This is a genomic window from Mesorhizobium newzealandense, assembly GCF_042682145.1.
Classification (GTDB): Bacteria; Pseudomonadota; Alphaproteobacteria; order Rhizobiales; family Rhizobiaceae; genus Mesorhizobium; species Mesorhizobium newzealandense.
Genome location: NZ_JBHUGZ010000007.1, coordinates 172,852 through 198,353 on the forward strand (window position 1 = coordinate 172,852; position 25,502 = coordinate 198,353).

The 25,502-nt window shown below is 62.7% G+C and carries 29 protein-coding genes; 11 read left to right on the plus strand and 18 right to left on the minus strand.

Annotated features, from left to right (window positions below):
• Nucleotides 1-47: 47 nt before the first annotated feature.
• The 7 genes from ACFSOZ_RS09600 to ACFSOZ_RS09630 all read right to left on the minus strand — a co-directional run bounded on the left by ACFSOZ_RS09600 (nucleotide 48) and on the right by ACFSOZ_RS09630 (nucleotide 6,837).
• Nucleotides 48-2,177 carry an ASKHA domain-containing protein gene (locus ACFSOZ_RS09600; RefSeq protein ID WP_379096513.1) on the minus strand — a complete coding sequence of 710 codons (2,130 nt, stop codon included), beginning with the start codon at nucleotides 2,175-2,177 and terminating at the stop codon, nucleotides 48-50.
• Entirely contained in the window at nucleotides 2,128-3,102 is a 975-nt protein-coding gene (locus tag ACFSOZ_RS09605; RefSeq protein ID WP_136621339.1) for a methyltetrahydrofolate cobalamin methyltransferase, read from the minus strand. Before ACFSOZ_RS09605 ends, ACFSOZ_RS09600 begins: the two co-directional genes overlap by 50 nt.
• Before the next feature lie 81 nt (nucleotides 3,103-3,183).
• On the minus strand, nucleotides 3,184-4,275 hold the full coding sequence (locus ACFSOZ_RS09610; RefSeq protein ID WP_379096516.1) for a methylenetetrahydrofolate reductase: 1,092 nt from the start codon (nucleotides 4,273-4,275) through the stop codon (nucleotides 3,184-3,186).
• A complete protein-coding gene (locus ACFSOZ_RS09615) occupies nucleotides 4,272-4,898 on the minus strand; it encodes a methylenetetrahydrofolate reductase C-terminal domain-containing protein (RefSeq protein WP_379096519.1) in 627 nt (208 codons plus the stop codon). The genes ACFSOZ_RS09610 and ACFSOZ_RS09615 overlap by 4 nt, the downstream gene beginning before the upstream one ends.
• Nucleotides 4,891-5,193, minus strand: coding sequence for a virulence factor (locus ACFSOZ_RS09620; protein ID WP_379096521.1), 303 nt, complete (start codon nucleotides 5,191-5,193; stop codon nucleotides 4,891-4,893). The genes ACFSOZ_RS09615 and ACFSOZ_RS09620 overlap by 8 nt, the downstream gene beginning before the upstream one ends.
• 203 nt (nucleotides 5,194-5,396) lie before the next feature.
• Nucleotides 5,397-6,170: a formyl transferase gene (locus ACFSOZ_RS09625; protein WP_379098122.1), complete on the minus strand. Its 774-nt coding sequence runs from the start codon at nucleotides 6,168-6,170 to the stop codon at nucleotides 5,397-5,399.
• Nucleotides 6,171-6,261: 91 nt separating this feature from the next.
• Entirely contained in the window at nucleotides 6,262-6,837 is a 576-nt protein-coding gene (locus tag ACFSOZ_RS09630; RefSeq protein WP_379096524.1) for a DUF4893 domain-containing protein, read from the minus strand.
• 120 nt (nucleotides 6,838-6,957) lie between these two features.
• On the opposite strand from ACFSOZ_RS09630, the gene ACFSOZ_RS09635 reads away from it, so the two are divergent.
• The gene (locus ACFSOZ_RS09635; RefSeq protein WP_379096527.1) at nucleotides 6,958-7,881 is read left to right on the plus strand and encodes an NAD-dependent epimerase/dehydratase family protein; all 924 of its coding nucleotides are present in this window, start codon (nucleotides 6,958-6,960) and stop codon (nucleotides 7,879-7,881) included.
• On the opposite strand, the gene ACFSOZ_RS09640 is transcribed toward ACFSOZ_RS09635, so the two are convergent.
• Nucleotides 7,878-8,510 (minus strand): DUF1638 domain-containing protein, encoded by a 633-nt coding sequence (locus ACFSOZ_RS09640; RefSeq protein WP_379096530.1) that lies wholly within the window; start codon nucleotides 8,508-8,510, stop codon nucleotides 7,878-7,880. The genes ACFSOZ_RS09635 and ACFSOZ_RS09640 overlap by 4 nt on opposite strands.
• Before the next feature lie 64 nt (nucleotides 8,511-8,574).
• On the opposite strand from ACFSOZ_RS09640, the gene ACFSOZ_RS09645 reads away from it, so the two are divergent.
• On the plus strand, nucleotides 8,575-8,730 hold the full coding sequence (locus ACFSOZ_RS09645) for an entericidin domain-containing protein (RefSeq protein WP_111547486.1): 156 nt from the start codon (nucleotides 8,575-8,577) through the stop codon (nucleotides 8,728-8,730).
• 62 nt (nucleotides 8,731-8,792) lie between these two features.
• On the opposite strand, the gene ACFSOZ_RS09650 is transcribed toward ACFSOZ_RS09645, so the two are convergent.
• Entirely contained in the window at nucleotides 8,793-9,491 is a 699-nt protein-coding gene (locus tag ACFSOZ_RS09650; protein WP_027029468.1) for a corrinoid protein, read from the minus strand.
• A 275-nt stretch (nucleotides 9,492-9,766) separates the two neighbouring features.
• On the opposite strand from ACFSOZ_RS09650, the gene ACFSOZ_RS09655 reads away from it, so the two are divergent.
• The 4 genes from ACFSOZ_RS09655 to ACFSOZ_RS09670 all read left to right on the plus strand — a co-directional run bounded on the left by ACFSOZ_RS09655 (nucleotide 9,767) and on the right by ACFSOZ_RS09670 (nucleotide 14,205).
• Nucleotides 9,767-11,341: a trimethylamine methyltransferase family protein gene (locus ACFSOZ_RS09655; RefSeq protein ID WP_379096533.1), complete on the plus strand. Its 1,575-nt coding sequence runs from the start codon at nucleotides 9,767-9,769 to the stop codon at nucleotides 11,339-11,341.
• An 89-nt stretch (nucleotides 11,342-11,430) separates the two neighbouring features.
• Nucleotides 11,431-12,120, plus strand: a complete 690-nt coding sequence (locus tag ACFSOZ_RS09660; RefSeq protein ID WP_379096536.1) for a hypothetical protein — start codon at nucleotides 11,431-11,433, stop codon at nucleotides 12,118-12,120.
• Between the two features lie 105 nt (nucleotides 12,121-12,225).
• Entirely contained in the window at nucleotides 12,226-12,963 is a 738-nt protein-coding gene (locus ACFSOZ_RS09665; protein WP_379096539.1) for a dienelactone hydrolase family protein, read from the plus strand.
• Between the two features lie 63 nt (nucleotides 12,964-13,026).
• On the plus strand, nucleotides 13,027-14,205 hold the full coding sequence (locus ACFSOZ_RS09670; protein WP_379096542.1) for a BaiN/RdsA family NAD(P)/FAD-dependent oxidoreductase: 1,179 nt from the start codon (nucleotides 13,027-13,029) through the stop codon (nucleotides 14,203-14,205).
• A gap of 32 nt (nucleotides 14,206-14,237) precedes the next feature.
• Here ACFSOZ_RS09670 and ACFSOZ_RS09675 read toward each other — a convergent pair whose 3' ends face one another.
• The 6 genes from ACFSOZ_RS09675 to ACFSOZ_RS09700 form a co-directional block, all read right to left on the minus strand.
• Nucleotides 14,238-14,639, minus strand: coding sequence for a DUF1801 domain-containing protein (locus tag ACFSOZ_RS09675; protein ID WP_379096545.1), 402 nt, complete (start codon nucleotides 14,637-14,639; stop codon nucleotides 14,238-14,240).
• A gap of 44 nt (nucleotides 14,640-14,683) precedes the next feature.
• Nucleotides 14,684-15,076, minus strand: coding sequence for a VOC family protein (locus ACFSOZ_RS09680; RefSeq protein WP_379096548.1), 393 nt, complete (start codon nucleotides 15,074-15,076; stop codon nucleotides 14,684-14,686).
• A 93-nt stretch (nucleotides 15,077-15,169) separates the two neighbouring features.
• Nucleotides 15,170-15,616: a DUF1801 domain-containing protein gene (locus ACFSOZ_RS09685; protein ID WP_379096551.1), complete on the minus strand. Its 447-nt coding sequence runs from the start codon at nucleotides 15,614-15,616 to the stop codon at nucleotides 15,170-15,172.
• 10 nt (nucleotides 15,617-15,626) lie between these two features.
• Nucleotides 15,627-15,848 (minus strand): hypothetical protein, encoded by a 222-nt coding sequence (locus tag ACFSOZ_RS09690; protein WP_379096554.1) that lies wholly within the window; start codon nucleotides 15,846-15,848, stop codon nucleotides 15,627-15,629.
• 58 nt (nucleotides 15,849-15,906) lie between these two features.
• Nucleotides 15,907-16,317 carry an SRPBCC family protein gene (locus ACFSOZ_RS09695; RefSeq protein ID WP_379096557.1) on the minus strand — a complete coding sequence of 137 codons (411 nt, stop codon included), beginning with the start codon at nucleotides 16,315-16,317 and terminating at the stop codon, nucleotides 15,907-15,909.
• On the minus strand, nucleotides 16,314-16,637 hold the full coding sequence (locus tag ACFSOZ_RS09700; RefSeq protein WP_379096560.1) for an ArsR/SmtB family transcription factor: 324 nt from the start codon (nucleotides 16,635-16,637) through the stop codon (nucleotides 16,314-16,316). The genes ACFSOZ_RS09695 and ACFSOZ_RS09700 overlap by 4 nt, the downstream gene beginning before the upstream one ends.
• A 156-nt stretch (nucleotides 16,638-16,793) precedes the next feature.
• Here ACFSOZ_RS09700 and ACFSOZ_RS09705 point away from each other — a divergent pair, with 156 nt between their 5' ends.
• The 3 genes from ACFSOZ_RS09705 (at nucleotide 16,794) to ACFSOZ_RS09715 (ending at nucleotide 19,995) form a co-directional block, all read left to right on the plus strand.
• Nucleotides 16,794-17,354, plus strand: a complete 561-nt coding sequence (locus tag ACFSOZ_RS09705) for an RNA polymerase sigma factor (RefSeq protein WP_379096563.1) — start codon at nucleotides 16,794-16,796, stop codon at nucleotides 17,352-17,354.
• A gap of 2 nt (nucleotides 17,355-17,356) precedes the next feature.
• Nucleotides 17,357-19,504, plus strand: coding sequence for a vWA domain-containing protein (locus ACFSOZ_RS09710; RefSeq protein ID WP_379096566.1), 2,148 nt, complete (start codon nucleotides 17,357-17,359; stop codon nucleotides 19,502-19,504).
• Nucleotides 19,505-19,707: 203 nt separating this feature from the next.
• Nucleotides 19,708-19,995 (plus strand): hypothetical protein, encoded by a 288-nt coding sequence (locus ACFSOZ_RS09715; RefSeq protein WP_379096569.1) that lies wholly within the window; start codon nucleotides 19,708-19,710, stop codon nucleotides 19,993-19,995.
• A gap of 19 nt (nucleotides 19,996-20,014) precedes the next feature.
• Here the strand turns inward: ACFSOZ_RS09715 and bmt are convergent, their stop codons facing one another.
• Complete coding sequence (gene bmt / locus ACFSOZ_RS09720) at nucleotides 20,015-21,037, minus strand: betaine--homocysteine S-methyltransferase (RefSeq protein ID WP_379098125.1); 1,023 nt, start codon at nucleotides 21,035-21,037, stop codon at nucleotides 20,015-20,017.
• 131 nt (nucleotides 21,038-21,168) lie between these two features.
• Entirely contained in the window at nucleotides 21,169-22,026 is an 858-nt protein-coding gene (locus ACFSOZ_RS09725) for a helix-turn-helix domain-containing protein (RefSeq protein ID WP_379096572.1), read from the minus strand.
• Nucleotides 22,027-22,255: 229 nt separating this feature from the next.
• Between ACFSOZ_RS09725 and ACFSOZ_RS09730 the strand changes: the two genes are divergently transcribed.
• Nucleotides 22,256-23,266, plus strand: coding sequence for a fatty acid desaturase (locus ACFSOZ_RS09730; protein WP_379096575.1), 1,011 nt, complete (start codon nucleotides 22,256-22,258; stop codon nucleotides 23,264-23,266).
• An 83-nt stretch (nucleotides 23,267-23,349) separates the two neighbouring features.
• Nucleotides 23,350-24,177 carry a phosphate/phosphite/phosphonate ABC transporter substrate-binding protein gene (locus ACFSOZ_RS09735; RefSeq protein WP_379096578.1) on the plus strand — a complete coding sequence of 276 codons (828 nt, stop codon included), beginning with the start codon at nucleotides 23,350-23,352 and terminating at the stop codon, nucleotides 24,175-24,177.
• Here the strand turns inward: ACFSOZ_RS09735 and ACFSOZ_RS09740 are convergent.
• Nucleotides 24,142-25,497: a M24 family metallopeptidase gene (locus ACFSOZ_RS09740; protein WP_379096581.1), complete on the minus strand. Its 1,356-nt coding sequence runs from the start codon at nucleotides 25,495-25,497 to the stop codon at nucleotides 24,142-24,144. The genes ACFSOZ_RS09735 and ACFSOZ_RS09740 overlap by 36 nt on opposite strands.
• Nucleotides 25,498-25,502: the final 5 nt, after the last annotated feature.

A 25,502-nucleotide genomic window follows, 5' to 3' on the forward strand; every position in this document is an offset into this window, starting at 1 on the left:
CACAGGCGTAAGGCGCGGTGCCTGAATCCGTTGTAACGCCGCACTTTCTATTCCCGGCCGCGCCGGGCGGCGTGGCCTTCGCGCGAACGCCGGCGCGGGGCGGCGTCGCCGGCGACGCCATCCTCGCTGACCGTCTTGCGCGGCGGCAGTTTCACCGCCGCCGACAGTTTCGGGAAGGGATCGACCTTGTTGGGCAACGCCATGGCGTAGACGAAATGCTCCTGGAATTTCGGTTCCAGCGCGGTCTCGATCTTCTCGATCTTGCTGACCGTGTCCTCGATCTCGCGACGATAGCCGCGATTGAGCAGCGCCATGCGGGCACCGGCGCCGGCGGCGTTGCCGACAGCCGAAACCTTGTCGAGATCGCAATCCGGGATTAGGCCCAGCACCATGGCGTATTTCGGATCGATGAAGGAGCCGAAGGCGCCGGCGAAATGGATGCGGTCGACATGTTCGGTGTTCTGCTTTTCCATCAGCAGCTTGGTGCCGGCATAAAGCGCTGCCTTGGCAAGCTGGATGGCGCGCACGTCGGTCTGGGTGATGGTGATCTTCGGTTCGCCTTCCTTCAGCACATAGGAGAAGGTGCGGCCATTGGCGGTGACTCGCGGCGAGCGTGCGGCAAGCCCGCCGTCGATGACGCCGTCTTCCGAGATGATTCCGGCGAGATACATCTCGGCCACGACCTCGATGATGCCGGAGCCGCAGATGCCGGTGACGCCGGTCGCCTGCACGCTGTCGAGGAAGCCCGGCTCGTCGGACCACAGTTCCGAGCCGATGACGCGGTATTTCGGCTCCAGCGTGTCGGGGTCGATGCGCACGCGCTCGATGGCGCCGGGCGCCGCGCGTTGGCCGCCGGAGATTTCCGCACCCTCGAAGGCCGGTCCGGTCGGAGAAGAAGCAGCCACGACCCGCGCACGGTTGCCAAGCACGATCTCGGCATTGGTGCCGACATCGACGATCAGCATCATCTCGTCCTGGCGATGCGGGCCTTCCGACAGCGTCACCGCCGCCGCGTCGGCGCCGACATGGCCGGCGATGCAAGGCAGCATGTAGAGCCTGGCGCCCTGGTTGAGCTTCAGGCCGATGTCGGAGGCCTTGATGTGCACTGCGCCCGAAACGGCCAGCGCGAAGGGCGCGCCGCCAAGCTCGGTCGGGTCGATGCCGAGGAACAGGTGGTGCATGATCGGATTGCCGACGAAGACGGAATCCAGGATGTCGTTGCGCTGGACATTGCCTTCGGCGCAGACCTTGTCGACAAGACCGGAGATCGCCTCGCGCACGGCCACCGTCATGCCTTCGCGGCCATCCGGGTTCATCATCACATAGGAGACGCGGCTCATCAGATCCTCGCCGAAACGGATCTGCGGGTTCGAGGTGCCGGACGAGGCGGCGACGCGGCCCGACAGCAGCGACACCAGATGCATGGCGATGGTGGTCGAGCCGATATCGCAGGCGAGGCCATAGGCCTCGTTTTTGAGGCCGGGCCACAGTGCCACGACGCGCGCTGTCTCGGTGTCGGCATCCTTGTAGATGGCGGCGGTCGCGGTCCAGTTGCCCTTGCGCAAGATGCCTTGCACCTGCGGCAGCAGATAAAAATCGAAATCGAGGCTTTTCAGGCCCCAGTCATGCATCAGCGCGATCTTCAGGCGATCGAGATCGCCGAGCGGCTTGTGCATGTCGGGCTCTTCGATCTCGACATAGCACATGCGGATTGCCGCATCGCGGGCGATCACCCTGGTGTCGGCATCCTTGCGGATGGTCTGCGCGTTGATGACCGTGTCCTGCGGCACGTCGATGACGAGGTCGCCGAGGATCTGCGCCGAGCAGGAGAGGCGGCGCCGTTCGGGCAGGCCGCGGACGCGCTCATAGCGCTCTTCCTTGGCGCCCTTGGGGGTGATGTGGTCGTTGGAGGAGACGATCTTGTGCTTGGCGAAATTGCCTTCCTGCACTTCGATCTGGCAGCGCCCGCATGTGGCGCGCCCGCCGCAGACGCTTTCGACATAGACGCCGAGCTGGCGCGCGGCATCCAGAACCGGCGTGCCGACCGGAAACCGCCCGCGCTTGCCGGACGGCATGAACAGCACGAGCGGATCGGTGATGTTGGCAGGTGAATTCACGATTGCGCGCTTATCCCCGACCCATCCGGGCTTCACGGCCGCCACGGCGGCGCCCGCCATTGTTGGCGCCTTCGCCCGGCGCGTTGACCTGCGTCGGGGCGGCGACAGCCTGGCCGCCTTCGGCCGGCTTGTAGTCCTTGTAGGTGCGGATCCAGTTGGTGCAGTTCTCGTCGGTGCCGTTCAGCACATTGGCGCCGCGCACGGCTTCCATTTCCTGCGGCCGCACCGGGTTCATGATGGCGCTCGTCATGCCGGCGCCGATCACCATCGGGATGAAAGCAGCGTTGATGCCGTGGCGATGCGGCAGGCCGAACGAGATGTTGGACAGGCCGCAGGTGGTGTTGACCTTGAGCTCCTCGCGCAGACGGCGCAGCAGCGCGAACACCTGGCGGCCGGCATCGCCCAGCGCGCCGATCGGCATGACCAGCGGGTCGACGACAACGTCATGCGCCGGAATGCCGAAATCGGCGCAGCGCTGCACGATCTTCTTGGCGACGGCAAAGCGTACGTCCGGGTCCATCGAAATGCCGGTTTCGTCGTTGGAGATGGCGACGACGGGCACGTTGTATTTCTTGACCAGCGGCAGGATGGCTTCGAGCTTTTCTTCCTCACCGGTGACGGAGTTGACCAGCGGGCGACCCTTGGCAACCTTCAGTGCGGCCTCGATCGCGGCGGTGACCGAGGAGTCGATCGACAGCGGAAGGTCAACCAGGCCCTGGACGATCTCCAGCGTCTGCACCAGCAGGCCGGGTTCGGTCTCATTCGGGTTGACCGAGGTGACGCCGGCATTGACGTCGAGCATGGTGGCGCCACAGGCTGCCTGCTCGAGCGCGTCCCGGATGACTGTCTCGAAATTGCCCGCGATCATCTCGGCTGCCAGCTTTTTGCGGCCGGTCGGATTGATGCGTTCGCCAATCACGCAGAACGGCTGGTCGAAGCCAATGATGATTTCTCGTGTCGCCGAGGCGACGATGGTCCGGGTCATGAATTCTCTCCGCCGTGATATAAAGATTTCTTTATATCGTTGTCTGGTTTCGTTCAAGCGAATGGGTGGTCGTCCGCACCGTCAGTGCGCGGTCTTCACCATGTCCACCTGCGTTTCGGTAATGTCGTCGTGCAGTATGTGCTCGAGCCGATCGGCGACCATCTGGTCGTCGCGGCGGATCTCGCGTTTCCATGGCTGGCGGCCCTTCAGAACGCCTGATTCATCGACGATCTCGGCGACATATTCTTCCTGGCGATAGGCCATCACGTGGACGCCTGAAACACCGGAAATTTCCTTCACCTCGTTGATGATGTCGATGCAGAGCTGTTTGCCTTCCTTCTTCTGGTCCTGCGCGCCTTCCAGCCGCTTGATGACCGAATCGGGGATGTGAATGCCGGGTACGTTGGAGCGAATCCATTTGGCCGTCTTGGCCGAGGCCAGCGGTCCGACGCCGACCAGGATGAAGCACTGTTCGGTGTAGCCGAGGTCGCGCACCTTCTGCATGTAGGTGCGGAACATCGGCACGTCGAAGCAGTACTGGCTCTGAACGAATTGCGCGCCGGCGGCGATCTTCTTGCCCAGCCGATGCGGGCGGAAGTCGATCGGCGGTGCGAACGGGTTGATCGCCGCACCGAGGAAAAGCTGCGGCGGCGTGGTCAGCTTGCGGCCGGACAGGAACTTGCCGTTGTCGCGCATGATGCGGCAGGTTTCTAGGAGCGACATGCAGTCGAGGTCGAACACCGGCTTGGCGCCGGGCTGGTCGCCGGCCTGCACCCCGTCCCCGGTCAGGCACAGCATGTTGGCGACACCCATTGCCGCGCCGCCCAGCACGTCGCCCTGGATGGCGATGCGGTTCTTGTCGCGGCAGGCGATCTGCATGATCGGCGCATAGCCCATGCGGGTCAAAAGTGCGCAGATGCCAACCGACGACATGTGGCAGTTGGCGCCCGACGCATCCACGGCGTTGATGGCATCGACCCAGCCATCGAAGATCTTCGCCCGGTTGTAGACGTCCTCAGGATCGGCGCTGTCGGGCGGATTGAGCTCCGTCGTCACCGCGAATTCACCGCGCCGCAGGACGCGCTCCAGCCGGCCGCGCGAGGTGTGGCCGGGCAGGGGGTCGAGCGGCAGATCGATGCCGGCCGGGTTCTCGTCGAGCTGCCGTCCGATCATGCCGATGTCCCGGTGTTTGCCGCCCCATTCTTGGCGGCTGCGGCTGCTTCGCGCGCGGCGGCCGCCTGCGCGGTTACCCGCAGCCAGGCGGAGGTTTCGCGCAACGACTGATCGACCGGCTTCTGCACGGTCAGGATCCTGTCGCTGTGGACCATGTTCTGCGAGCCTTCCCAGGCTTTGACCCAGACGCAGGGCATGTCAGGCTCGACCTCGCAATTGCCGTTGGCGCGTACGCCGCCGCACGGGCCGTTGCGCAATTGCTTGGGGCAGTTCATCGGGCACGACATGCCGGTCGAGGACAATATGCATTGGCCGCACATGCGGCAGTCGAACATGAAGCCCTTGACGCGCTTCTCGACAAATTTGATCGGCCCTTCGACACGGCCGTAGCCGATGCCCTTCCACAAGGGGTGGAGCAGCAGGAACATGTCGGCGAATCTGCCATAGAACCATTCGAGCAGCCGTGAGTGCCTGATCGACCACAGCCTGACCGCGAAGGAACGCTGCACGCGCCGCTGCGGCGACACGTCGGCCGGCTTGTAGTCGGATTTCGGCGCTGCCTTCTTGACCAGAGTGGCCTGGGTAACCGCCGGCCCATCTTTGGCAGGAGTGGTTTCAGACATTTTCTTTGCCGCCCGCCTTGACCAGAGCGACCAGCCGCTCACGGTCGTATTTCGTGTCGATGTCCTGGAAAGCCTTTTCGACCTCGGCTTCGAGGTCGTCGCCGACCGGAACAGGATCGGCCTTGCGCCATTCGGCCAGATAGTCGTCGGTACCGCCGGCGCCGGTACGCATCGCGCACATGTCGATCGCCTCGGTGAAGCGCAGCGGCAGTTCGCGCTTGGCGTTCTGCCGGCCCTTCTTGACGATGACCTGGGCAGGGATGTCGCGCCAGTAGACGACGATCAGATCGGCCATGAATTCTCACTCCTCGATGCACGAGCATTGCCGCAAGCGCAGTTGGGCCGCTTGTTATGGGACGACGCGCGCGCATTCAAAAGCGACGCATTTGGATGTCGTAAAATGAAAGGTGCGTTTATTCGTTTGCGCCGTATGCCTGCGGCAGGTTCGACGCGTCGGAAATGCCGGCGCGGTGCGCGCGATTGCGAACGAAAAATACGCTACCAGATGCCGGTTCTAAGGCCTGTCCAGAGGTAGAACCAGATCGTCGGGTGATACCATTGTTGCGACGGCAGGCCCGGGTCGATCGTGGCGAGTTTTCCGGCCAGCACGTCGCTAACCGCCTCGACACAGATGTCGCGCGAGAATGCCGCCTGGCGTAGCGCGTAGCTAGAAATGCTGTCGCCGCGCTCCGGCTTGCCGCGCACCTGCCGCAGCGCGCCGCCGGTGTCGACACCGGCATCGACCAGCTGCACGGTGGTGCCGAAGTTTTCGGCATCTCTGGTCGCCAGCGCCCAGTAGCCGCCGTTCATGCCGCGGTATTTGGGCGTGATGCCGGCATGGTAGTTGATGACGGGGCAAGCGATTTTCGACAGCGTCTCCCGCGTTAGCATGCGGCAACCCGCGAGAAACACGACGCCTGGCTGGATCCGTGCGATGGCGTCCAGGCATTCCGGCGCATTGGCCGAGGGAACGTGGGTGATCGACTGGCCCGGCTTCGGTTCGGTCTGCAACTTCTGTTCAGTGATCATTTGAGCCGCGTGGCCAGCAAAGAAGCGCTTTCCCAGACGCGTCAGCACCATCGTGCCAAGCTGGCCGATGGCCGATACCCAGCCCAGCCGGCGGGCGCGCCTGAGCAGCAAGTGCTTTTTGGATTCAGGGGCTTCGAGGATGACGCTGACAGGGCCAAGCCGGTCGACGATGGCGTTGATGACCGCCCAGATGTGCGGGCCGCCTTCGGTGACGACGACGATGTTCGACTTCAGGGGTTCCATGGTTCGCGACGCGCCGTTGGACAAGATGCGGCCGGTATCGGCCCTGGCTTGCGGCATGCTAGGGCGTGCGGGTTAATCCTTGGTGACGGGATCAGCGCTTGAATTCGAGGATGTCGAGCTTCGATTCGTAATAGGGCGACGGAAATTCGATGCGCCATTCGCTGGCGCTGTTGCGGAAGGCGTAGCCGACCTGGTCGGTTTGCGGACCACTGCCATAGGGCTTTGCCGGGTCGCTGTTGACATAGGCCGAGCCGAGGTAGATCGCGCGCTTCTCGGCATCGTCGAAGAAGCGGCCCTTAGTGCGCTGCGAGCCGCTGATCTTTTCCAGGCGCCAGCCGGAACCGTCGTCGGTCACCTTGCACTTGAACCAGCCATAGATGACGAGCGGCAAAGGTCCGCCGGCCTTGATGGTGCGGCACTGCCAGTTCCCGGTCAAATCCTTGTCGGAGAAGGCCACCAGCGGTTTTGCCAGCAAGGCATCGAGCTGTTTGACCTCGGCGGCGTCTCCCGCTTTCGCCTCGGCCAGCGCCGTCTTGCGCGTCTCGCCATATTTGTCGAGCCGTGTCTTGTCGGCTGGGGTGATGAGTTTCTGCACCTCGCCATCGGCGCGCGCGGGGAGGGTGCAGCAGAGCAGACCGATAGCGGCGAGCAGTGGACGAAGGGTCATGGGAGGCCTCCTGTTGATGTCTGGAGCAGCGCCGCTGCCATCTGGAGCACAATTTATCGGGTCGCTGGCGCCTGTCATCCGTGCTTAACAGCGTCACGCTCAAAAATCATGGTGTGACGAATGCGAATCTTGCTCACGGGGTCGTCGGGTTGGCTGGGCAGTGCGCTGGCGCCGCGCCTGCGGGCGCTTGGCCACGATGTCACCGGCCTCGATCCCGTTCCATCAGCGGAGACCCAGATTGTCGGCTCGATCGCCGATCGCGACCTTGTCCAGCGCACGGTCGGCGACAACCGGATCGAAGCCATCATCCACAGTGGCGCGCTGCACAAACCCAATATCGAGAACCGCGCCAACAGCGATTTCGTCGCCACCAATGTGCAAGGAACGCTCAACCTGCTCGATGCGGCGGTGGCGTGCGGCGTCGACCGCTTCATCTTCACGTCGACGACCTCGCTGATGATTTCGCTGACTATACGCGACGGGTTCAAAGGTGGCGCGCGCAAGGCCGCCTGGCTGACGGAGGCGATGTCGCCCGAGCCGCGCAACATCTACGGTGTCACCAAGCTTTCGGCCGAACACCTTTGCCGCCTCTACCACATCCAGCACGGGCTGCCGGTGGTGGTGCTGCGCACGGCCCGCTTCTTTCCCGAAGCCGACGACATGGCGCATGCGATCGAACAGTCGGATGCCAACACCAAGGCCAATGAACTGCTGTTTCGCCGATTGACGGTGGAGGACGCGGCCGCTGCCCACATCCTTGCTCTCGAAAAGGCGCCGCAGCTCGGTTTCGACATCTTTATCGTGTCGGCGCCGACGCCGTTCCGGCCCGATGATTGCGCGGCACTGATCGCCGACGCTCCGCCGGTCGTCGCGTGCTATTTTCCGGAATTCCCGGCGCTCTACGCGCGAAAAGGCTGGAAGATGTTTTCCTCCATCGACCGCGTCTATGACGCGTCGCGGGCGAGGGAGAGGCTGGGTTTCGTCTGCAAGACGAGCTTTGCCGATGTGCTTGCGGAACTGCGGACGGAAGTGGGGGCTGCCTAGCCAGCGATGGCCGCGGCGCTCGCCATTCCCGCCGGCAGGTCGCCGTAGCCCGTCGCGCGGCGTTCATAGGCAAGGCCGAGCAATCTTGCAGCCTTTTCGGCGACCTTGTCGAGCTCCGGATCGTCGGTCTGGGCGAGGTAGATCAGCTTCTCGTAATTGCCGAAATAGTCCTTGACCAGCTCCGGGTGCTTGTCGAGGCCGAGCGGCTTCATGAAGAAGGCGTCGAACTGACGGCACAGGAAGTCGGTCATGTAGAAGGACATCATGTCGTCGTCGGCGATTTTCGCATAGGCCTCCATGCCTTGATAGAAGGCAAAGCAATGCGGGCCGGCCATGCGCTCGACGCCGTGCTTCTCGCAGATTCGGTCGAGCAAGCCGCCGGTGCCGCAATCGGCATAGCCGACGAAGATGTGTTCGTAGCCTTCCGCCTTGGCCTTTTCGATCGCCTTGTCCATGGCCGGTGCGATGCGGTCCGGATAGAAATGAAATTCCGCCGGCAGACAGGTCAATTCCAGGTGATTGAGTCCGAGCTGTTCCTTTACGGCCAACACCTCGCGCGCAATCATTCCGCAGGCGATGACGAGCAGCCTGTCCGCTTGGTCTGGTTTCCTCTTTTTTGTCTTGGCCATGGAACCAGCTGAGCCGGCTTTCGTTGCTGTGGGGCGAGTCTACCGAGAGAGGGATAAACCGTCCATGAAAACATCCACATATGCAGTCATCGCGCTGCTCGCCAGTGCGCTTTTGGTTTCGGCCTGCGCAAACACGATCCGTGGCGTCGGCAAGGATGCTGCCAACACCGTCAACGCTACCCAGAACGCCGGCAAGAGAGTTGCCACCGCCGCGAACTAGCCTCGCGGGAGCAAGCTCTGCCCAAGTAAAACGGCCGCCATGATTGGGCGGCCTTTTCTTTTTCAGGCCGAAGCACGGACGTTGTGCTTGCGCTTCATGAAGTCCTTTGCGGTCTCGACCGCCACCGCCGCGTCGCGGCAATAGGCGTCGGCGCCGACGGCCTTGCCGAATTCCTCGTTGAGCGGTGCACCGCCGACCAGCACGACATAGTCGTCGCGGATGCCCTTTTCCTTCATCGTGTCGATGACGACCTTCATATAGGGCATGGTCGTGGTCAGCAGCGCCGACATGCCGATGATGTCGGGCTGGTGCTGTTCGATGGCATCGAGATATTTTTCGACCGCATTGTTGATGCCGAGGTCGATGACGTCGAAGCCCGCACCCTCCATCATCATGCCGACGAGGTTCTTGCCGATGTCGTGGATGTCGCCCTTGACGGTGCCGATGACCATCTTGCCCTGCTTCGGCGCGCCCGTGGCGGCAAGCAACGGGCGCAGGATGAACATGCCGGCCTTCATCGCATTGGCCGACAGCAGCACTTCGGGAACGAACAGGATGCCGTCGCGAAAATCCTCGCCGACGATGCGCATGCCTTCGACCAGAGCTTCCGTCAGCACCTTGTAGGGCACCCAGCCACGCTCGAGCAGGATGTTGGTGCCTTCCTCGATCTCTTCCTTCAGCCCGTCATAGAGATCGTCGTGCATCTGCTGCACCAACTCGTCGTCGGAAAGTTCGGAAAGAATGATCTCGTCGTCGGACATTTGTATCAAGCTCCTGCCGGCATCGCGACTGCGTCGCAAGGCACAAAATATACGCGTTCATACCTAACCCGCTGGGGGCATGTATCCATAGCTGATTTGCGACTTCCCGCAAAAGGAAAGCGACCGTAACTCTCTTGGAATTCTTGTCGATTTTGCGACAGGCGTTGGCGCTGACGGGCCGTTTCGAATAGGGTGCATGGCTACGATCCGGCAAGAAGCGGCGATACGCTGCCGCAATGGATTCCGGACAAGAACAAATTCAGGGAAGAGCGATCATGAGCGAACACGCGGCAGTCGATCAGGAAGCGTCAAACGCGCGACGCGGGCGCGGCGCCAGCGGCGGGGCGGCTGCCCGGCGTGCGGCACGTTCGGGCGGCGGCCCCGGCACCCAGCTCACCTACATCAAGCGCAAGATCAACGTCTACGAGGTGCTGGACGAGGAAGGCCTGGCGCTGATCGAGAAGAACACCGACACGGTGCTAGAGGAGATCGGCATCATCTTCCGCGACGATGCGGAAGCGTTGCAGCTGTGGAAAGAAGCCGGCGCCGACGTCAAGGGCGAGCGTGTGCACTTTCCCAAGGGTCTCTGCCGCTCGCTGCTGAAGACCGCGCCTTCCGTCTACACCCAGCATGCCCGCAATTCCGAGCGCTCGGTGCAGATCGGCGGCAACGCCACCGTCTTTGCGCCGGTGTATGGTCCGCCCTTCGTGCGCGATCTCAACGGCGTCAGGCGCTATGCGACGATCGAGGATTTCCAGAATTTCGTGAAGCTCGCCTATATGGCGCCGTCGATCCACCATTCGGGCGGCACGGTGTGCGAACCAGTCGATGTGCCGGTCAACAAGCGCCATCTCGACATGATCTACAGCCACATCAAATATTCGGACAAGCCGTTCATGGGTTCGGTCACCGCGCCGGAGCGCGCCGAAGACACCGTCGCCATGGCCAAGATCGTGTTCGGCGACGACTTCGTCGAAAACAACACGGTGCTCACCAGCCTGATCAACGCCAACTCGCCGATGGTGTTCGACGAGACCATGCTCGGCGCGCTGAAAGTCTATTCGCGCCACAACCAGGCCTGCATCGTCACGCCGTTCATCCTCGCCGGCGCAATGAGCCCGGTGACGGTCGCTGGTACGTTGACGCAGGTTCTGGCAGAGGTGCTGGCAGGCGCCTCGTTCACCCAGCTGATCCGGCCGGGCGCGCCGGTGCTGTTCGGCACTTTTGCCTCGTCGATCTCGATGCAATCGGGCGCGCCGACCTTCGGCACGCCGGAGCCGTCGCTGGTGTCCTACGGCGCGGCACAGTTGGCGCGTCGCCTCGGCCTGCCATTCCGCACCGGCGGTTCGCTCTGTGCGTCCAAGGTTCCGGACGCGCAGGCCGCCTACGAAAGCGCCAACACGCTGAACTCGACCATCCTGGCCGGCACCAACTTCGTGCTGCACTCGGCCGGCTGGCTCGAGGGCGGTCTCGCCTCCTGCTACGAAAAATTCATGATGGACATCGACCAGCTCGGCATGACGCAGAAGTTTTCCGAAGGCGTCGACCTGTCGGAAAACGGCCAGGCGATGGACGCCATCCGCCAGGTTGGACCGGGCAGCCATTATCTCGGTTGCGACCACACGCAGGCCAATTTCCAGACCGCCTTCTACCGCTCCAACATCGCCGACAACAATTCCTATGAGCAGTGGCTGGCCGAGGGTGAAAAGACCGCACCGCAGCGTGCCAACGAACTCGCCCGCCGCTGGCTGGAAAGCTATGAGGCGCCCTATCTCGATCCGAGCATCGACGAAGCCTTGAAGGACTTCATCGCCAAGAAGAAGGGGTCGATGCCCGACGCCTTCACTTGAAAGGAGCCCGAGTCAGGCGGGGCTAAAGTCGCCAACATCATCCACAAGGAAGTCTGGCGGAGCGCGTTCTCCGACCCGGTCAAGAAGGAATGATTGCGCCTGCCGGCAGCGTCGACCGCATCGCTACGGCGCTTCTCGCCAACGGCCTTATTCTTCGTGGTGGTTTCAATTTTACCCCGGGCGAAACGCCACCACTTGGTCCCTCAGCCGCTCCCGCCAAGGCCGTCCTGCTGGTGGGGCAGGCGGGTGCCGCGCCGTGGCCGCAGTTCCTGCGCTGGCGGGAAAAACAATCAGGGGCCATCGCCAATCCGCTCGACACCTGGTCATGCGAAGTGATCGGGGCGGTGGCGGAGACATTCGGGGCGAGGGCCATTTCGCCATCCGACAAGCCCTATCTGCCGTTCCAGCAATGGGCGATGCGGGCGGAGGGGCTGAAGCCGTCGCCGCTCGGCATCCTCATGCATCCGCAATATGGGCTGTGGCACGCCTATCGCGGTGCGTTGCTGTTCGAGCAAGAGCTTCCGATTGAAGCCGCCGAGGCGCCAATTCACCTTTGCGATGCATGTGCCGAGAAACCTTGCCTGAAATCCTGTCCGGTCGAGGCTTATTCCGCACAAGGTTTCGCCTATCAATCCTGCCTGGCGCATGTGCGGGGAGCGAATGGCGGACCGTGCCGGACTGGCGGCTGCCTCGACCGCAACGCCTGCCCGTATGGCACGGCCTATAGCTATCCCCCGGAGGCTCAGGCGTTTTATATGGCGGCATTCGCCGGTCTGTAGTCGTCACGCGATCCTGCACGAAATGTTGACTGCCAGGTTCAGGGAACGCCTTGCTCTGGCGGATCGCGCGGATATGTATCGCGCATCTGACGAACGGAGCAGGCGATGACGAAACAAGACCTTCAGATCAAGACCAGGGATGGCGTTGCCAGGGCAGGACTGTTCCGCCCGGCAAGCGCCTCCCCGGCCAAGGCCGGCGTCATCCTGTATATGGACGCGTTCGGGCCGCGCGCTGCGCTCGATGGCATGGCGGAACGGTTGGCGGGCGAAGGCTATGCGGTGCTGGTGCCGGACCTGTTCTACCGCAATGCGCCCTACGGGCCGTTCGACGCCAAGACCGCCTTCACCGTGGAAAAGACCAAGGCGGCGCTGATGGCGCTGGTCACCGGGACGACGCAGGAGATGACCATCAGCGACAGCGGTGCATTCCTCGATGCGCTGGCGGCGGAAGGCATCACCGGGCCGATCGGGACGGTGGGCTATTGCATGGGTGGTGGCCGGGCATTGAATGCCGCTGCAACCCATCCCGAACGGATAAAAGCCGCCGCCAGCTTCCATGGCGGCAATCTGGCCAGCGACGCCGCCGACAGCCCGCATCGCAAGGCAGCCTCGATCAAGGCACGTGTCTATGTCGGCACGTCGGGCGTCGACAGAAGTTTCCCGCCGGAGCAGTCGGCGCGGCTTGCCGAGGCGCTGCGGGTTGCGGAAGTCGACCACGTGATCGAGAACTATGTCGGCGTGGCGCATGGCTGGTGCGTGCCGGATCACAGCGTTTTCAACGCCGCGGGTGCCGAGCGCCACTGGAAGCGGTTGACGACGCTCTTTGCCGAGACGCTGATCTAACAGACCTAAAAACGCTGGTCGAAGCGTTGCCTGCGGTCGTACCGAACGGGTAGAGACTGCAGGATGCAAACCTATGATGTCGTGATCATCGGCGCGGGTGCCGCCGGAATGATGTGCGCCGTGGAGACCGCCAAGCGCGGCCGTTCGGTGCTGATCCTCGATCACGCGGCGATGCCTGGCGAAAAGATCCGCATCTCCGGCGGGGGGCGGTGCAATTTCACCAACATCCATGCCAGTCCGAAGAACTTTCTCTCGGGCAATCCGCATTTCTGCATCTCGGCGCTCAGCCGCTACACGCAGCGCGATTTCATCGCGCTCGTCGAACGCCACCGCATCGCCTATCACGAGAAGACGCTGGGGCAATTGTTTTGCGACGGCTCCGCACGCCAGATCATCGACATGCTGGTCGCGGAAATGCAGAGCAGGGGCGTGGAACTGGCACTGTCGACCGAGGCGAGGGATGTCCGCAAAACCGTGGAGGGGTTTGCGCTCACCCTCTCCACCGGCACGGTCACCTGCCAGTCCCTGGTCGTGGCGTGCGGCGGCAAGTCGATCCCCAAGATGGGGGCGACCGGCTTCGGCTATGAGCTTGCCGAACAGTTTGGCCTTGCCATCGTCGAAACGCGGCCGGCGCTGGTGCCGCTGACCTTCGACGCAAAAACGCTCGAGCGGCTGGCGCCCCTGGCCGGCAACGCCGCCGAAGCGGAAGTCGCCTGTGGCAAGAAGCGATTTTCCGAAGCGATGCTGTTCACGCATCGCGGCGTCAGCGGACCGTCCATCCTGCAGATCTCGTCCTATTGGCGCGAGGGCGACGAAATCCGCATCGCCATGCTGCCGGGAGTTGATGTGGCGGACCTCATTCGTACCGCCAAGCGCGGCAACGGGCGGCAAGCGGTGCAGACGGTGCTGGCAAATCACCTGCCGAAACGGCTTGCACAGTCGATCGCCGAGCGCACCGGCATCGACGGCAACCTCGCCGATCTTTCGGACGCCCAGATCAAAACCGTCGCCGCCGCGGTCAACGACTGGCGCATCAAGCCTGCCGGTTCGGAGGGCTATCGTACCGCCGAAGTGACGCTGGGCGGGGTCGACACCAACGGACTGGACCAGAAGACTATGCAGACGAAATCCGTGCCGGGGCTGTTCTTCATCGGCGAGGTCGTCGATGTCACGGGCTGGCTGGGCGGCTATAATTTCCAGTGGGCGTGGTCGTCGGGCTGGGTCGCGGGGCAGGCGGCCTAGGGTCAAAAGCGCTGGTTCGAATGGCGATGATGCTACTTCTTCGCACGAGCGCCCGCAGGTGCTTTCTTCTTCTCTTTGGCCTGGTTGAAATCGATGGCGGCCCGGACGAGCTCTTTCAGGGCGCGCTCATCAAGCTCATCGCCTTCGAAAAGATCGATCGCGCGCCACACCTTGCCCTCCAAGCCTGCGTTGAAGAGCTTGCCGGGATCCGGCAGGCTGGCGCCGTGGGAAAAGGTGAGTTTCACCTTGTCCTTGTGGGCGTTGCCGACGGCAATCATTCCGTCGCGGGACCACACCGGGCTTCCCATCCATTTCCATTCCTCGATGATCTCGCCGTCGACTTCGAGAATGGCCTTGCGGACGCCGGCGAGCGTCTTGCCACGCCAGTCCGTCAGTCCTGCGATCAACTGGTCGATCTGTTCCGATGGAGTCATTGGGTACCTCGAATTCCTCTGCCTCGATGCGTTCTGGTTGCAGCCTACCAGCTGGCCAACTGTGTGATCTGGACGAGGTTGCCGCAGGTGTCGTTCAGCTGGGCGATGGTCGAGCCGGTTACCTCGGTCGGCGGCATGGTGAACTCGCCGCCGTTCGCCTTGATGCGCTCGTAGTCGCCCTTGACGTTGTCGGTGAAGAACATCACCGCCGGCTGGCCCTGCTTGAAGATGGCTTGCTGATAGACCTTGGCCGCCGGGTTGTCGTTGAGCGCCAGCTGCAGTTCGGTTCCATCAGGCTCTTCCGCCGATGCAACGGTCAGCCAGCGATAGGGCCCATTGCTGAAGTCGGCCTTCTTGGTAAGGCCCAGCACGTCGGTGTAGAAGCGCAGGGCGTTTTCCTGGTTGTCCACATAGACGCTGGTGAGCTTGATCTTCATCGCTATTTCTCCTCTGTCGCGTTCGGTGCCGCCCTGTCGGCAGGGCGGGATTTTGAATTGTACTGGCAGGCTTCAATCTGTCCGCTGCCGCGGCTACGGGACCCAGCCGGGGAGGGCAGCGGCCTGCTTGATCCAGTCCGCCATCTGCGCCTCGTCGAACGCGTCGGCTTCGCGGATGTCGATCCAGCGCGCCTCTTTGCTCTTCACCGTGCCGCCGGGCGGGATCGGTCGCAACGACATGCCGCTGAAGAAGGTCACCTTCACGTAGTGGGTCAGGACATGGAACGTCACGAACCAGCCTTGGCCCTCGATGCCGTAGAATGGTGAGTTCCATCTCACCGCCTTGCGTACATCAGGCACGTTGCGCACGATGAGCGCGTCGAGGCGCTCGCCGAGGCTGCGCTTCCAGCCCGGCATTGCGGCGATGTAGGCCTGCACCGGGGTGTCGCCGTCCCCCTTCGCGATTTGCGGGTTGCCGCCCGAGAGCAGGATCGGTGCCTTGGCTGCGACCTTGGTCGACTGCTCCTGCGTCCTGGCCATTCTGCCCATCCTATCCGCCGGCACGCTGGCCGCCGCGTCCCTTGGCGGCATACGGCAGCACGAACATGTACAGGCCACTGAACAGCAGCAAGAAGAGCGGCAAGAGCGGTGAGTAGACAATCCAGGCGGGAGGCTGCCCCAATGCCATGGCGACGAAGTTGGCGATGACGGTCAGCGTAAAGATGATCGACAGCCAGCGATGAATTTGCCGAACCCACTTGTTCCAGTCCAATGGCACCTCCTCTCAAACGCGCCGAAGCGGACCAGCGCGACCCGCTTGCGGGCGGGTCTCAATCTATCCGCGCCAGGACCTGTTCCAGGGCTGCAAGGAACCTCTGCCAGCCGACCGTGGCGCCGCGGTAGTACGGCTGCTGATCCGGCCGGAAGCCCGTCTGCTCCATGCGCAAATGGGTTCCCGTGCCCGTGGGGGTAAGCGTCCAGGTGACCACACTCTCCAGATCCTTGGTGTCCCATGTGTAGGACAGCGTTTTGTTGGGTTCGACTGTTTGGACCTGACAGTCGACGCCGCCCCAGTCCGCGCTGAGATTGAAACGGTGGTCCACGACTGGCTTGAAGTTGTTCTTCATGAGCCACTCCTCGATCAGATGCGGTTGGGTGAGCGCGCGCCAGATCTTTTCCGGCGGATAAGGGATCTCGCGTTCGACAATGACGGAGCGTGTTTCGGTCACAATGTTGGTCATTGGTCCATTCTTTTGAGCAGATCTTCGAGGTCGTCGAACCGGCTCTGCCAGAATGCATTCATCTGGTTCGTCCAGTCGATCAGTGGGGAAAGTGCGGCGAGCTGGGCAGTGTAGTGGGTCTGTCGTCCTTCATGGCGGTCGCGCACCAGCCCCGCCTGCCTCAGCAGGCCGAGATGCTTTGACACCGCCGGTTGCGAGACCCCCGACTGCGCCGTCAGAGCGCCGACCGTCTGCTCACCTTCCCGGCACAGGCGCTCGAAGATCGCCCGACGCGTCGGATCGGAGAGCGTTCTGAAGAGGACGTCGTGAGCGTTGGTCATTTGGGATCGATAACCCGGTGGCTATTGATTGACGTATAACCGCAGAGATATGTATGTGTCAAGCGGGGGCATCGATGGCCACGATCCGCCGCTTTCCAAAAAAATCTTTCCATTGCCCCAAGGAATCGCCATTAGCCTTCGTCCAACAGGCAAATGATGGCGATGATGCTGGATGAGAGCGAAGCCTCCGACGCCGAACTGATCGGGCGGGCGAAGGGCGGAGACAGGGGGGCCTTCGGCAAATTGCTGGAAAGGCACTACGACTTCGTCTATCGCGCCGCCTATCGCTGGTGCGGCAAGAAGGCCGACGCCGAAGACATCGCCCAGGAAGTCTGCGTCCGGCTTGGCCGGGCGATCCGCGACTATCGCGGCGGCGGCGCTTTCACGACATGGCTCTACTCCGTGACCCTGAACGCCGCGCGCGACATGATGCGCAAGTCCGCCCGCGACATGGCAAAGACCGAGGCCTACGGCGTTCACGCGCTGACCTCGGGCGAGGCTTCGGCCGAACCGGAAGACCCGGCCGAGGCGTTGTGGGCGGCGGTACGGCAACTGCCGGACAAACAGCGCGACGCGGTGCTGCTGGTGTATGGCGAGGGCCTGAGCCATGCGGCCGCCGCCGAGGCGATGGCGATCTCGGAGACGACGGTTTCCTGGCACATCCATGAAGCGAAGAAACGGCTGAAGACGCTGATGCGCTCGGCCGGGGAAGTGTGACCATGGTCGACGACAACGAACTCAAGAGACTGCGCGACATCGCAGCACCGGCACCGGGCGAGAGCGCGAAGGCACGTGCCTTCGAAGCCGCCATGCGCGCCTACGATCAGGAAAATATTTCGACGCTCACCCAAGGATCGGTTGGCGGGCTTCGTCTCACAGAGCGAGCACAAAAGCTCTGGAGCGAGATCATGCAAAAGAAACTCATTGCCGCGCCGGCCCTTGCCGGGCTCGTCGCCCTGCCGATCGCCGGATACGCCACCTTCCACATGCTGAGGGAACAGCCGCCCAAATTTGGTGGCGACGAGAAGATCACCGAAACGCTGGCCGACAAGCCGGCGACGCTCAAGCCAACGACCGCCGAGCCCAAGCCGGTCCGCACCGAGCTGGAGAAAGACAAGAAGGCCGACGCGGATGTGGAAAGCCGCGATGCCACCGATGCGCTTGTCGCGCCGGCCTCGCCGCCGAAATCCGAATCGACCGTTGCTGTCGGCGGTGCACAGAAGGAGGCGGCGACGGGCGCTCCCCGACAGGATGCTACTGGCGCCGGAAGTGTGGCAATGAATAGTGCACCCCCGGCATCGGCCCCGACAGGTGAATTTGCGCTGGATGGCACTGTAAGCGCCCCCAGCATATCGCGGGGTCTCGCGCCGACCGGGTCCAAGCTGATGGCGCAGCAGCCGGCCATGGCTCCGGCCGACCAGGTTCAGCCGCAAGAGGCAAACCGCGACCGCATCGAAGATTTCAAGACCAATCCGGTGCACGCCGCGCTCGAGGATCCGGTGTCGACCTTCTCGATCGACGTCGACACGGCTTCCTATTCCTTCGTGCGGCGTTCGCTGAAGGAAGGGTTCGTGCCGCAGGCCGATACGGTCCGCGTCGAGGAGATGATCAACTACTTCCCCTATGACTGGAAAGGTCCGGACTCCGCCACGACACCGTTCAACTCGACCGTCAGCGTCATGCCGACGCCGTGGAACACCCATACCAAGCTGATGCACGTCGCCATCAAGGGTTTCGACGTCAAGCCGACCGAGCAGCGGAAGGCCAATCTGGTCTTCCTGATCGACGTGTCCGGCTCGATGGACGAGCCGGACAAGCTGCCGCTGCTCAAGTCGGCTTTCCGGCTGCTGGTCAGCAAGCTGAAGGCCGACGACACGATCTCGATCGTCACCTATGCGGGTGACGCCGGCACCGTGCTGATGCCGACCAAGGTTGCCGAGAAGGACAAGATCCTCAATGCCATCGACAATTTGCAGCCTGGCGGCTCGACGGCCGGCGAGGCGGGTATCAAGGAAGCCTACAAACTTGCCCAGCAGTCCTTCGTCAAGGACGGCGTCAACCGGGTGATGCTGGCCACCGACGGCGACTTCAATGTCGGCCAGACCGACGACGACGATCTGAAGCGGTTGATCGAGAGTGAGCGCAAGACCGGGGTCTTCCTGTCGGTGTTCGGCTTTGGCCGTGGCAATCTGAACGACCAGATGATGCAGACCATCGCCCAGAACGGCAACGGCACCGCCGCCTATATCGACACGCTGGCCGAAGCGGAAAAGGTGCTGGTCGAGGATGCATCCTCGACGCTGTTCACCATCGCCAAGGACGTAAAGATCCAGGTCGAGTTCAACCCGAACAAGGTCTCGGAATACCGCCTGATCGGCTACGAGACCCGGGCCTTGAACCGCGAGGATTTCAACAATGACCGCGTCGATGCCGGCGATATCGGCTCCGGTCATTCGGTCACCGCGATCTACGAGATCACGCCGAAGGGCAGCGGTGGCGAGCAGATCGATCCGCTGCGCTACGGCCAGGCGTCGGTGGACAATGGCGGCGTCGCCAATGCGGGCGAATATGCCTTCGTCAAGATCCGCTACAAGCTGCCCAACGAGGACGTCTCGAAGCTGATCACGACGCCGGTGACCTCGGAGAATGAGATCTCGTCCTTCGACCAGGCCAGCACCGACCAGCGCTTCTCCGTGGCGGTCGCGGCTTTCGGCCAGAAGCTGCGCGACGAGGATGCTACCGCGAAGTTCGGTTACGACAAGATCATGGAGATTGCCACTGCCGCTCGAGGAGCCGACCCGTTTGGGTACAGGTCCGAGTTCCTCTCGCTTGTGCGCCTTGCCTCGGCGCTGGGCGGTAACCGGTAGTGGTGATGACGGCCGGTTTCTTTCAGATGGGATCGTTCTGATACGGGAAACCGACCCACGGGCGGGTGAGGCAGGCCGGCGAGGGATTCATTCCCTTGCCGGCCTTTTTTTGCGGATTGTTAAATTGCGTTGGATTTCCGGTACATGATCGCAATTTCCTCTTGTTACGTAGAGGCTGATGTTTGGGCTTGAGGGAGCCGGAATTGCTGATCAGGACTGTTGCGAACTCGATCTCACGAGATATGCCGGCGCTGGGATCGGCGGCTTCGTCCGCGCCGTCGGCGGAATCCAGGCGTATCAGCGACGATGTCGCCCAGGCACGTCACACCGCCTTGTCAGCACTGAACAATGACCGCTTTCGCGTCATGCTGGAGCAGATCACCGATCCCAGCGCATCCGGTGCGTTGATGACGATGCGCGGCGATACAGCCGCTGGTGCCGGCACCGATTTCAAGTCGGCGCAGTCGAGCTACGCCGACAACAGCGAATAATCGAAAAAACGATATCGCGTCAGGCCCGGCTGCGACGACGCTCGCGGCGGGCTTCACTGGTCTCGGCGGTGTTTTCCGTCGCCACCTTGTTGCGCATCGGACCGATGCGCTCGACGATTTTTTCGACGGTCGGACGATCCGCCCTGTTGTGCGCGTCTAGCGCCTTGCGCATCGCGGCGAGGTGCTGGAACGAGGTGCCGCAGCAGCCGCCGACGATTTTGGCGCCGGCATCGACGGCGAGCCTGACATAGTCGGACATCAGTTCGGGCGTGCCGGAATAGTGGATCTCGGTGCCACGGAATTCGGGAATGCCGCAATTGCCCTTGACGATGACAGTCGCTTCCGGCTTCGCCTCGGTCATGTCGAGCAGCGAGGCCAGGATGTCGGAGGCACCAACGCCGCAATTGGCGCCGACGCCGAGCGGCGCCTGCGACAGCCCGTCGGTGACGCCGTGGATGTCCTTCGGCAGCAGCCCCATCATGGTGCGGCCGGCGGTGTCGAAGGAACCGGTGTAGGTGTAGGGCAGGCCGACACGAATAGCGGCCTCCGCGGCGGCGCGGATCTCGTCGGGAGCCGACATGGTCTCGATCCAGGCGACTTCGGCGCCACCAGCCTTGAGACCCTCGATCTGTTCGGCGAAGGCATCGACCGCCTCGTCATAGGTCATGGCGCCAAGCGGCACCAGCAATTCGCCGGTCGGGCCGACCGAGCCGGCGACGATCACCTTGCGGCCGGCCTTGTCGGCGACGGCACGCGCGAGTTCCGCGGCGCGCTTGTTCAGCGCGTGCGCGCGGTCCTGTGCATGGTGCAGCTTCAGCCGGTGACGGGTGCCGCCAAAGGAATTGGTCAGGATGATGTCGGCGCCGGCATCGACGAAATTCTGATGCAAGCTTGCGATGGTGTCGGGCGCCGTCTCGTTCAGCAATTCCGGCGCTTCGCCAGCCTCCAGGCCCATGGCGAACAGGTTGGTGCCGGTGGCGCCATCGGCCAGCAGCACGCCCTTCTCAGCCAGTAGCGCATCGATCGGGTTGGTCGTCGTCATCGGATTGGCTTTCATGTTTCGAATTCGAATAAGGATATAAAGAAGTCTTTATGTGTAGTCAATGAAATAGCTGGGGCGGCGTCGCCGATGCGGACGCCGGTTTCCGTCCAAATGATCATCATTGCCGAAGCTCAGGCCGTGCCTGAGGGGAACGACATTCCGGCCAGCTTGTGCGCGAAGCCAGCCGCCTCGTGTGCATTAATATCGGCGGCGCGGATCAGATTGTCGAAATGCTGGATCAGCGTCTGGATCGGCTGGGTGGCGTTGAGCACGAGATACATGTCGCCGACATAGATGGCGGCGCGATAGGGCCCGAAGATGGTGTAGGGGATCGAATATCGCATCCGCCCGTCATAGAGAAACAGCCGGAAGGTCGGATAGAGGTCGTCGAGCAGCGTCGCCATGTGCAGCAACTGGGCACGGCGGTCAGCTTCCGGGAAACGGTCCCAAACACCAAGGCCGCGCGCGAAAATCTCCAACGTGTGGCGCGGCATGCAGACTTCCATGTCGGTTTCCGGCCGCCGGTTGTAGTCGATGCGGTATTGCGTTTCGCCGGCCTGAGCCAGGCGGCTCTTGTTGGTGATGCCTGCTTCGTAGTCGACCAGCGCTTCGGTGCGCAGAAGATCGGGAATGCCGGCCGGCACATAGCGGATCTTGGTGCCGGCAGCCTCGGCGTGCCATTTGGCCAGCAGCGTGCGGTCGAAGCCGTCGGGCGCCTCCTCGATCTCGAGGCTCTCGCGGATTTCGCCGGTGAGACCCTCGTCCTGGCTGAGGCCGAGAAGCCAGTCGAGCGACACCTTGAATTCGGCGGCGATGTTGAGCAGCGTCTCGGCGCGGGGCAGGCGGGTCGAGGCGCCGGACAACAGTTGCGAAAGCGCCGAGCGGTCGATGCCGACCGCCGTCGCGAAAGCCGACTGGTTGAGGTCGGAGCGTGTCAGGAGCAGCTTCAGACGCTCCCGAAAGAGTGCTGACAGGTCTCGTTTGTCCATCACCTGACTCCGCGAATCGGGAGGAAAAATTTGCGCCGAAGCTGCCGAATGGGCGTCTCAGGCGCAAATGAATCCCTAAGTCTGTTTACAATGTGTAACATATGCGGTCAAAAATGCGCAATCGCAACAGTTCGTGCACTTTGTCTCGTTGAGTGGGATCACTTCTCCTGACACAATACTGTCAGGAACCAATTGGGGTTCCGGCGACTGAGGAACAGTGGTCGATAGCATGACGGGCAAGAGCATCAGACAGCGTAGCGTACCGGCCATCGAATGGCCGACCGTGGTTCTCGCTTTCTTCTGTTACGGAACTTGGTTTGCCACCGGTTTCCTGCTCTGGCCCTCTTATCCCATCCTGGCGCTCGCCCTCCTGGCCTTTACCGCCGCGCTGCAATCCTCGATCATGCACGAAGTGCTGCACGGCCATCCGACGCGCAACGCGCGGGTCAACGAAGCCTTCGTCTTCCTGCCGATTGGCCTCGTCTGGCCGTTCCGCCGCTTCAAGACCATTCATCTGCGCCACCATGCCGACGAGCGGCTGACCGATCCGCTGGATGACCCCGAGAGCTACTACCAGGCGCTCTGGCAGCATGATGATCTGCCGCCGACGATGAAATTCCTGCTCAAGATCAACAACACAATGGCTGGCCGTTTCGTGCTCGGACCCTGGCTGTCCTGCGTCGGCTTCTTCATCGACGACGCCAAGCAGATGATCGCCGGCGACAAGGTGATCCGCAAGGCTTGGCTGCTGCATGCGATCGGGCTTGCGATCGTGGTGCCGATCGTCCAGTTCGGCTTCGGCATTCCGTTGTGGCTCTACATCCTGGTGCCGGTCTGGCTCGGCCAGTCGCTGATCTCGATCCGAACCTTTGCCGAGCATCAATGGTCGGAACATCCGGAAGGCCGCACGGTGATCGTCGAACGCTCGCCGCTGTCGTTCCTGTTCCTCAACAACAATCTGCATTTCGTCCACCACAAGAGCCCGACCGTGGCCTGGTACCGGTTGCCGAAACTGTTTCGCGACCGACGCGACGAATGGCTTCGGATGAACAATGGCTATGCCTATCCGAACTATTTCGCGTTGATCAAAGCCTATGCCTTCAAGGCGAAAGAGCCGATCGTGCATCCGGTGCTGCGGCGTGCGCCGGAGCCGGGCAGGGCGTTCAAGCCACGCATCAGGGCGCGCAGCATCAATGGGCTCGGCAGTGCACCGGTTCCCGCCGAGCCGCCCAAGGAATGAGTTTTTTGCGGCGAGCAGGTGCCGTCTGCTAGACTGGCTGCGGTCGGTCCCCTTCAATCCCAGATTAACGGTCAGATCCCGGCATGAGCGAATTGGTTGCGGCGTTGCCGATGTATGACTGGCCGGAGGCGCGCGACGAGGTCGATGCCCAATGGGCACGGTTGCGCGACGCTTTCCGGAAAAAGGGGATCGACGCGCCACAATCGATCGTGCACCGCAATGGCGACCTGCCGCCGGTGCTGGGCGGCATTCATGATGCCCAGGGAAAACTGATCGCGCCAGACCCGGCGACGTTGCCACCGGACGAACTCGATTTTCACAAGCTTTGGCTGCATCCGGCGTTGCTGTTCGCACAGACCTGCTGGGGACCGATGGAACTCGGCCTGTCCAGGCACGTCCAGGTGGTCGGCCAGCCGAGCTACGACGCTTGTGAAGGCGGGCAGGGCGAACTCTATTCGAGCGCGCTGGTGATGCGGGCAGGCGAGGGGCCGGAGGTTCGATCGCCTGCGGACGGCCGCGCTCTCATCCCGCTCGATCTAATCCGCGGCAAACGCTTCACCTTCAACAGCCTCGATTCCATGTCAGGCATCATTGCGCTGACGCGCGACTTGCAAGCGGCCGGCGAAAGCCTTGATATCCTTTCATCGCGCAGCGAAAGCGGCGGCCATCGCGGCTCGATTGTCGCTGTCGCCGAAGGCAAGGCGGATGTTGCCGCGATAGACTGCGGAAGCTGGGCGCTGGCGCAGCGCTTCGAGCCGGCGGCGCGGAAAGTCGTGATCGTTGGCTGGACAGGGCGGCGCAAAGGCCTGCCATTCATCACCGCCGCCACGACACCGGAAAAAACGGTCAAGGCGCTGCGCGAGGCACTTGCCGGACTAGCCGAACAGCCTCGCATCCAGCGGGTAGGTTGAAAGCTTCTCGTTGCCGGTTTCGGTGATGAGGATCTGCTCCTCGATCTTGACGCCTTCGCGCCCGCCAAGCCTGCCGATATAACTTTCCACGCACAGCACCATGCCGGGTTCGAGGACACCGTCCGGGGTGTCCGCGGTCCAGTCGCTGGCATGCGGCAAGGTCGGGTATTCATCGGCCAGACCGACGCCGTGATAAAGCACGCCGTAGCGGGTCGGAAAACAATCTCCGGGCGGTACCGCCGAGCGCTCGACAAGGTCGCGGAACGAAATGCCGGGCTGCATCAATTGAGTGTTGTGCTCGACCTGGTCGGCGGCAATGCGGAACAGGCCGCGCTGCTCGTCGGTCGGCTTTTCATCGCCGCACAGCCAGGTGCGCGACAGGTCGGCGCAAAAGCCGTAGGGGCCGATCAGGTCGGTGTCGAAGGCGACGAGGTCGCCGGCTTCAATCTCGCGCGACGAGCATTCCTGGAACCACGGGTTGGTGCGCGGGCCTGACGTCAGCAGCCGCGTCTCGATCCATTCGCCACCACGCGCAATGTTGCCGCGATGCAGTTCGGCCCACAGCTCGTTCTCGGAAATCCCTGGCTGCAGAGCCTGCTCCATCTCGCCCATCGCCGCCTCGCAAGCTACGATCGCGCGGCGCATGGCAAGGATTTCGTCTGATGATTTGATCAGCCGCGCGTTTTCCATCACCGCTTCGCCATTGCCGATCGAAACACCAAGGCGAGCGAGTTCCTCGACGCCTTCAGGGTTGATGTGATCGACCGCGATGCGGCTGTTGCCGCCGCCATGTTCCCTGACCAGATCGGCAATACCGGCGGCCCAGCGGCGCACTTTCAGTTCGGTCAGTTCGCCGCCATAGAGATACATCCACGAGACGGCGGGGCGAACCTCGTCGACGACGCCGGAATGGTCGGACAGGTGCTCGCAGGAAAAATAGTCGAACAGCACCACCGGCCCTTCTGTGGCGACGAAACAATGCCGTGTCGGATTGTGCGCCACCCACAACTGCATGTTGGTGGAATCGGTGGCGTAGCGGATGTTGACGGGGTCGTAGAGCAGGGCGCCGGCATAGTCGCGGCGCTTCAGTTCGGCGCGGATGCGGTCCAGCCGGTATTGGCGCATCGCCGGCAGGTCGGGGGCGGCATTGCCTGCCGCGGCCCATTCAGCTTCCGCTTGCGCGCCATAACCCAGCACATGCTGGTTGAGCGACGCCGCCTTCTGGCGGGACGCGTCGCGCAGCGCTTCGATCGAGCCGGGCTCGAACGGCATGATCTTGCGATGGCGGCCAAAGCTGCCCTTTGGCGCCCCGTTGTCCATGGTCG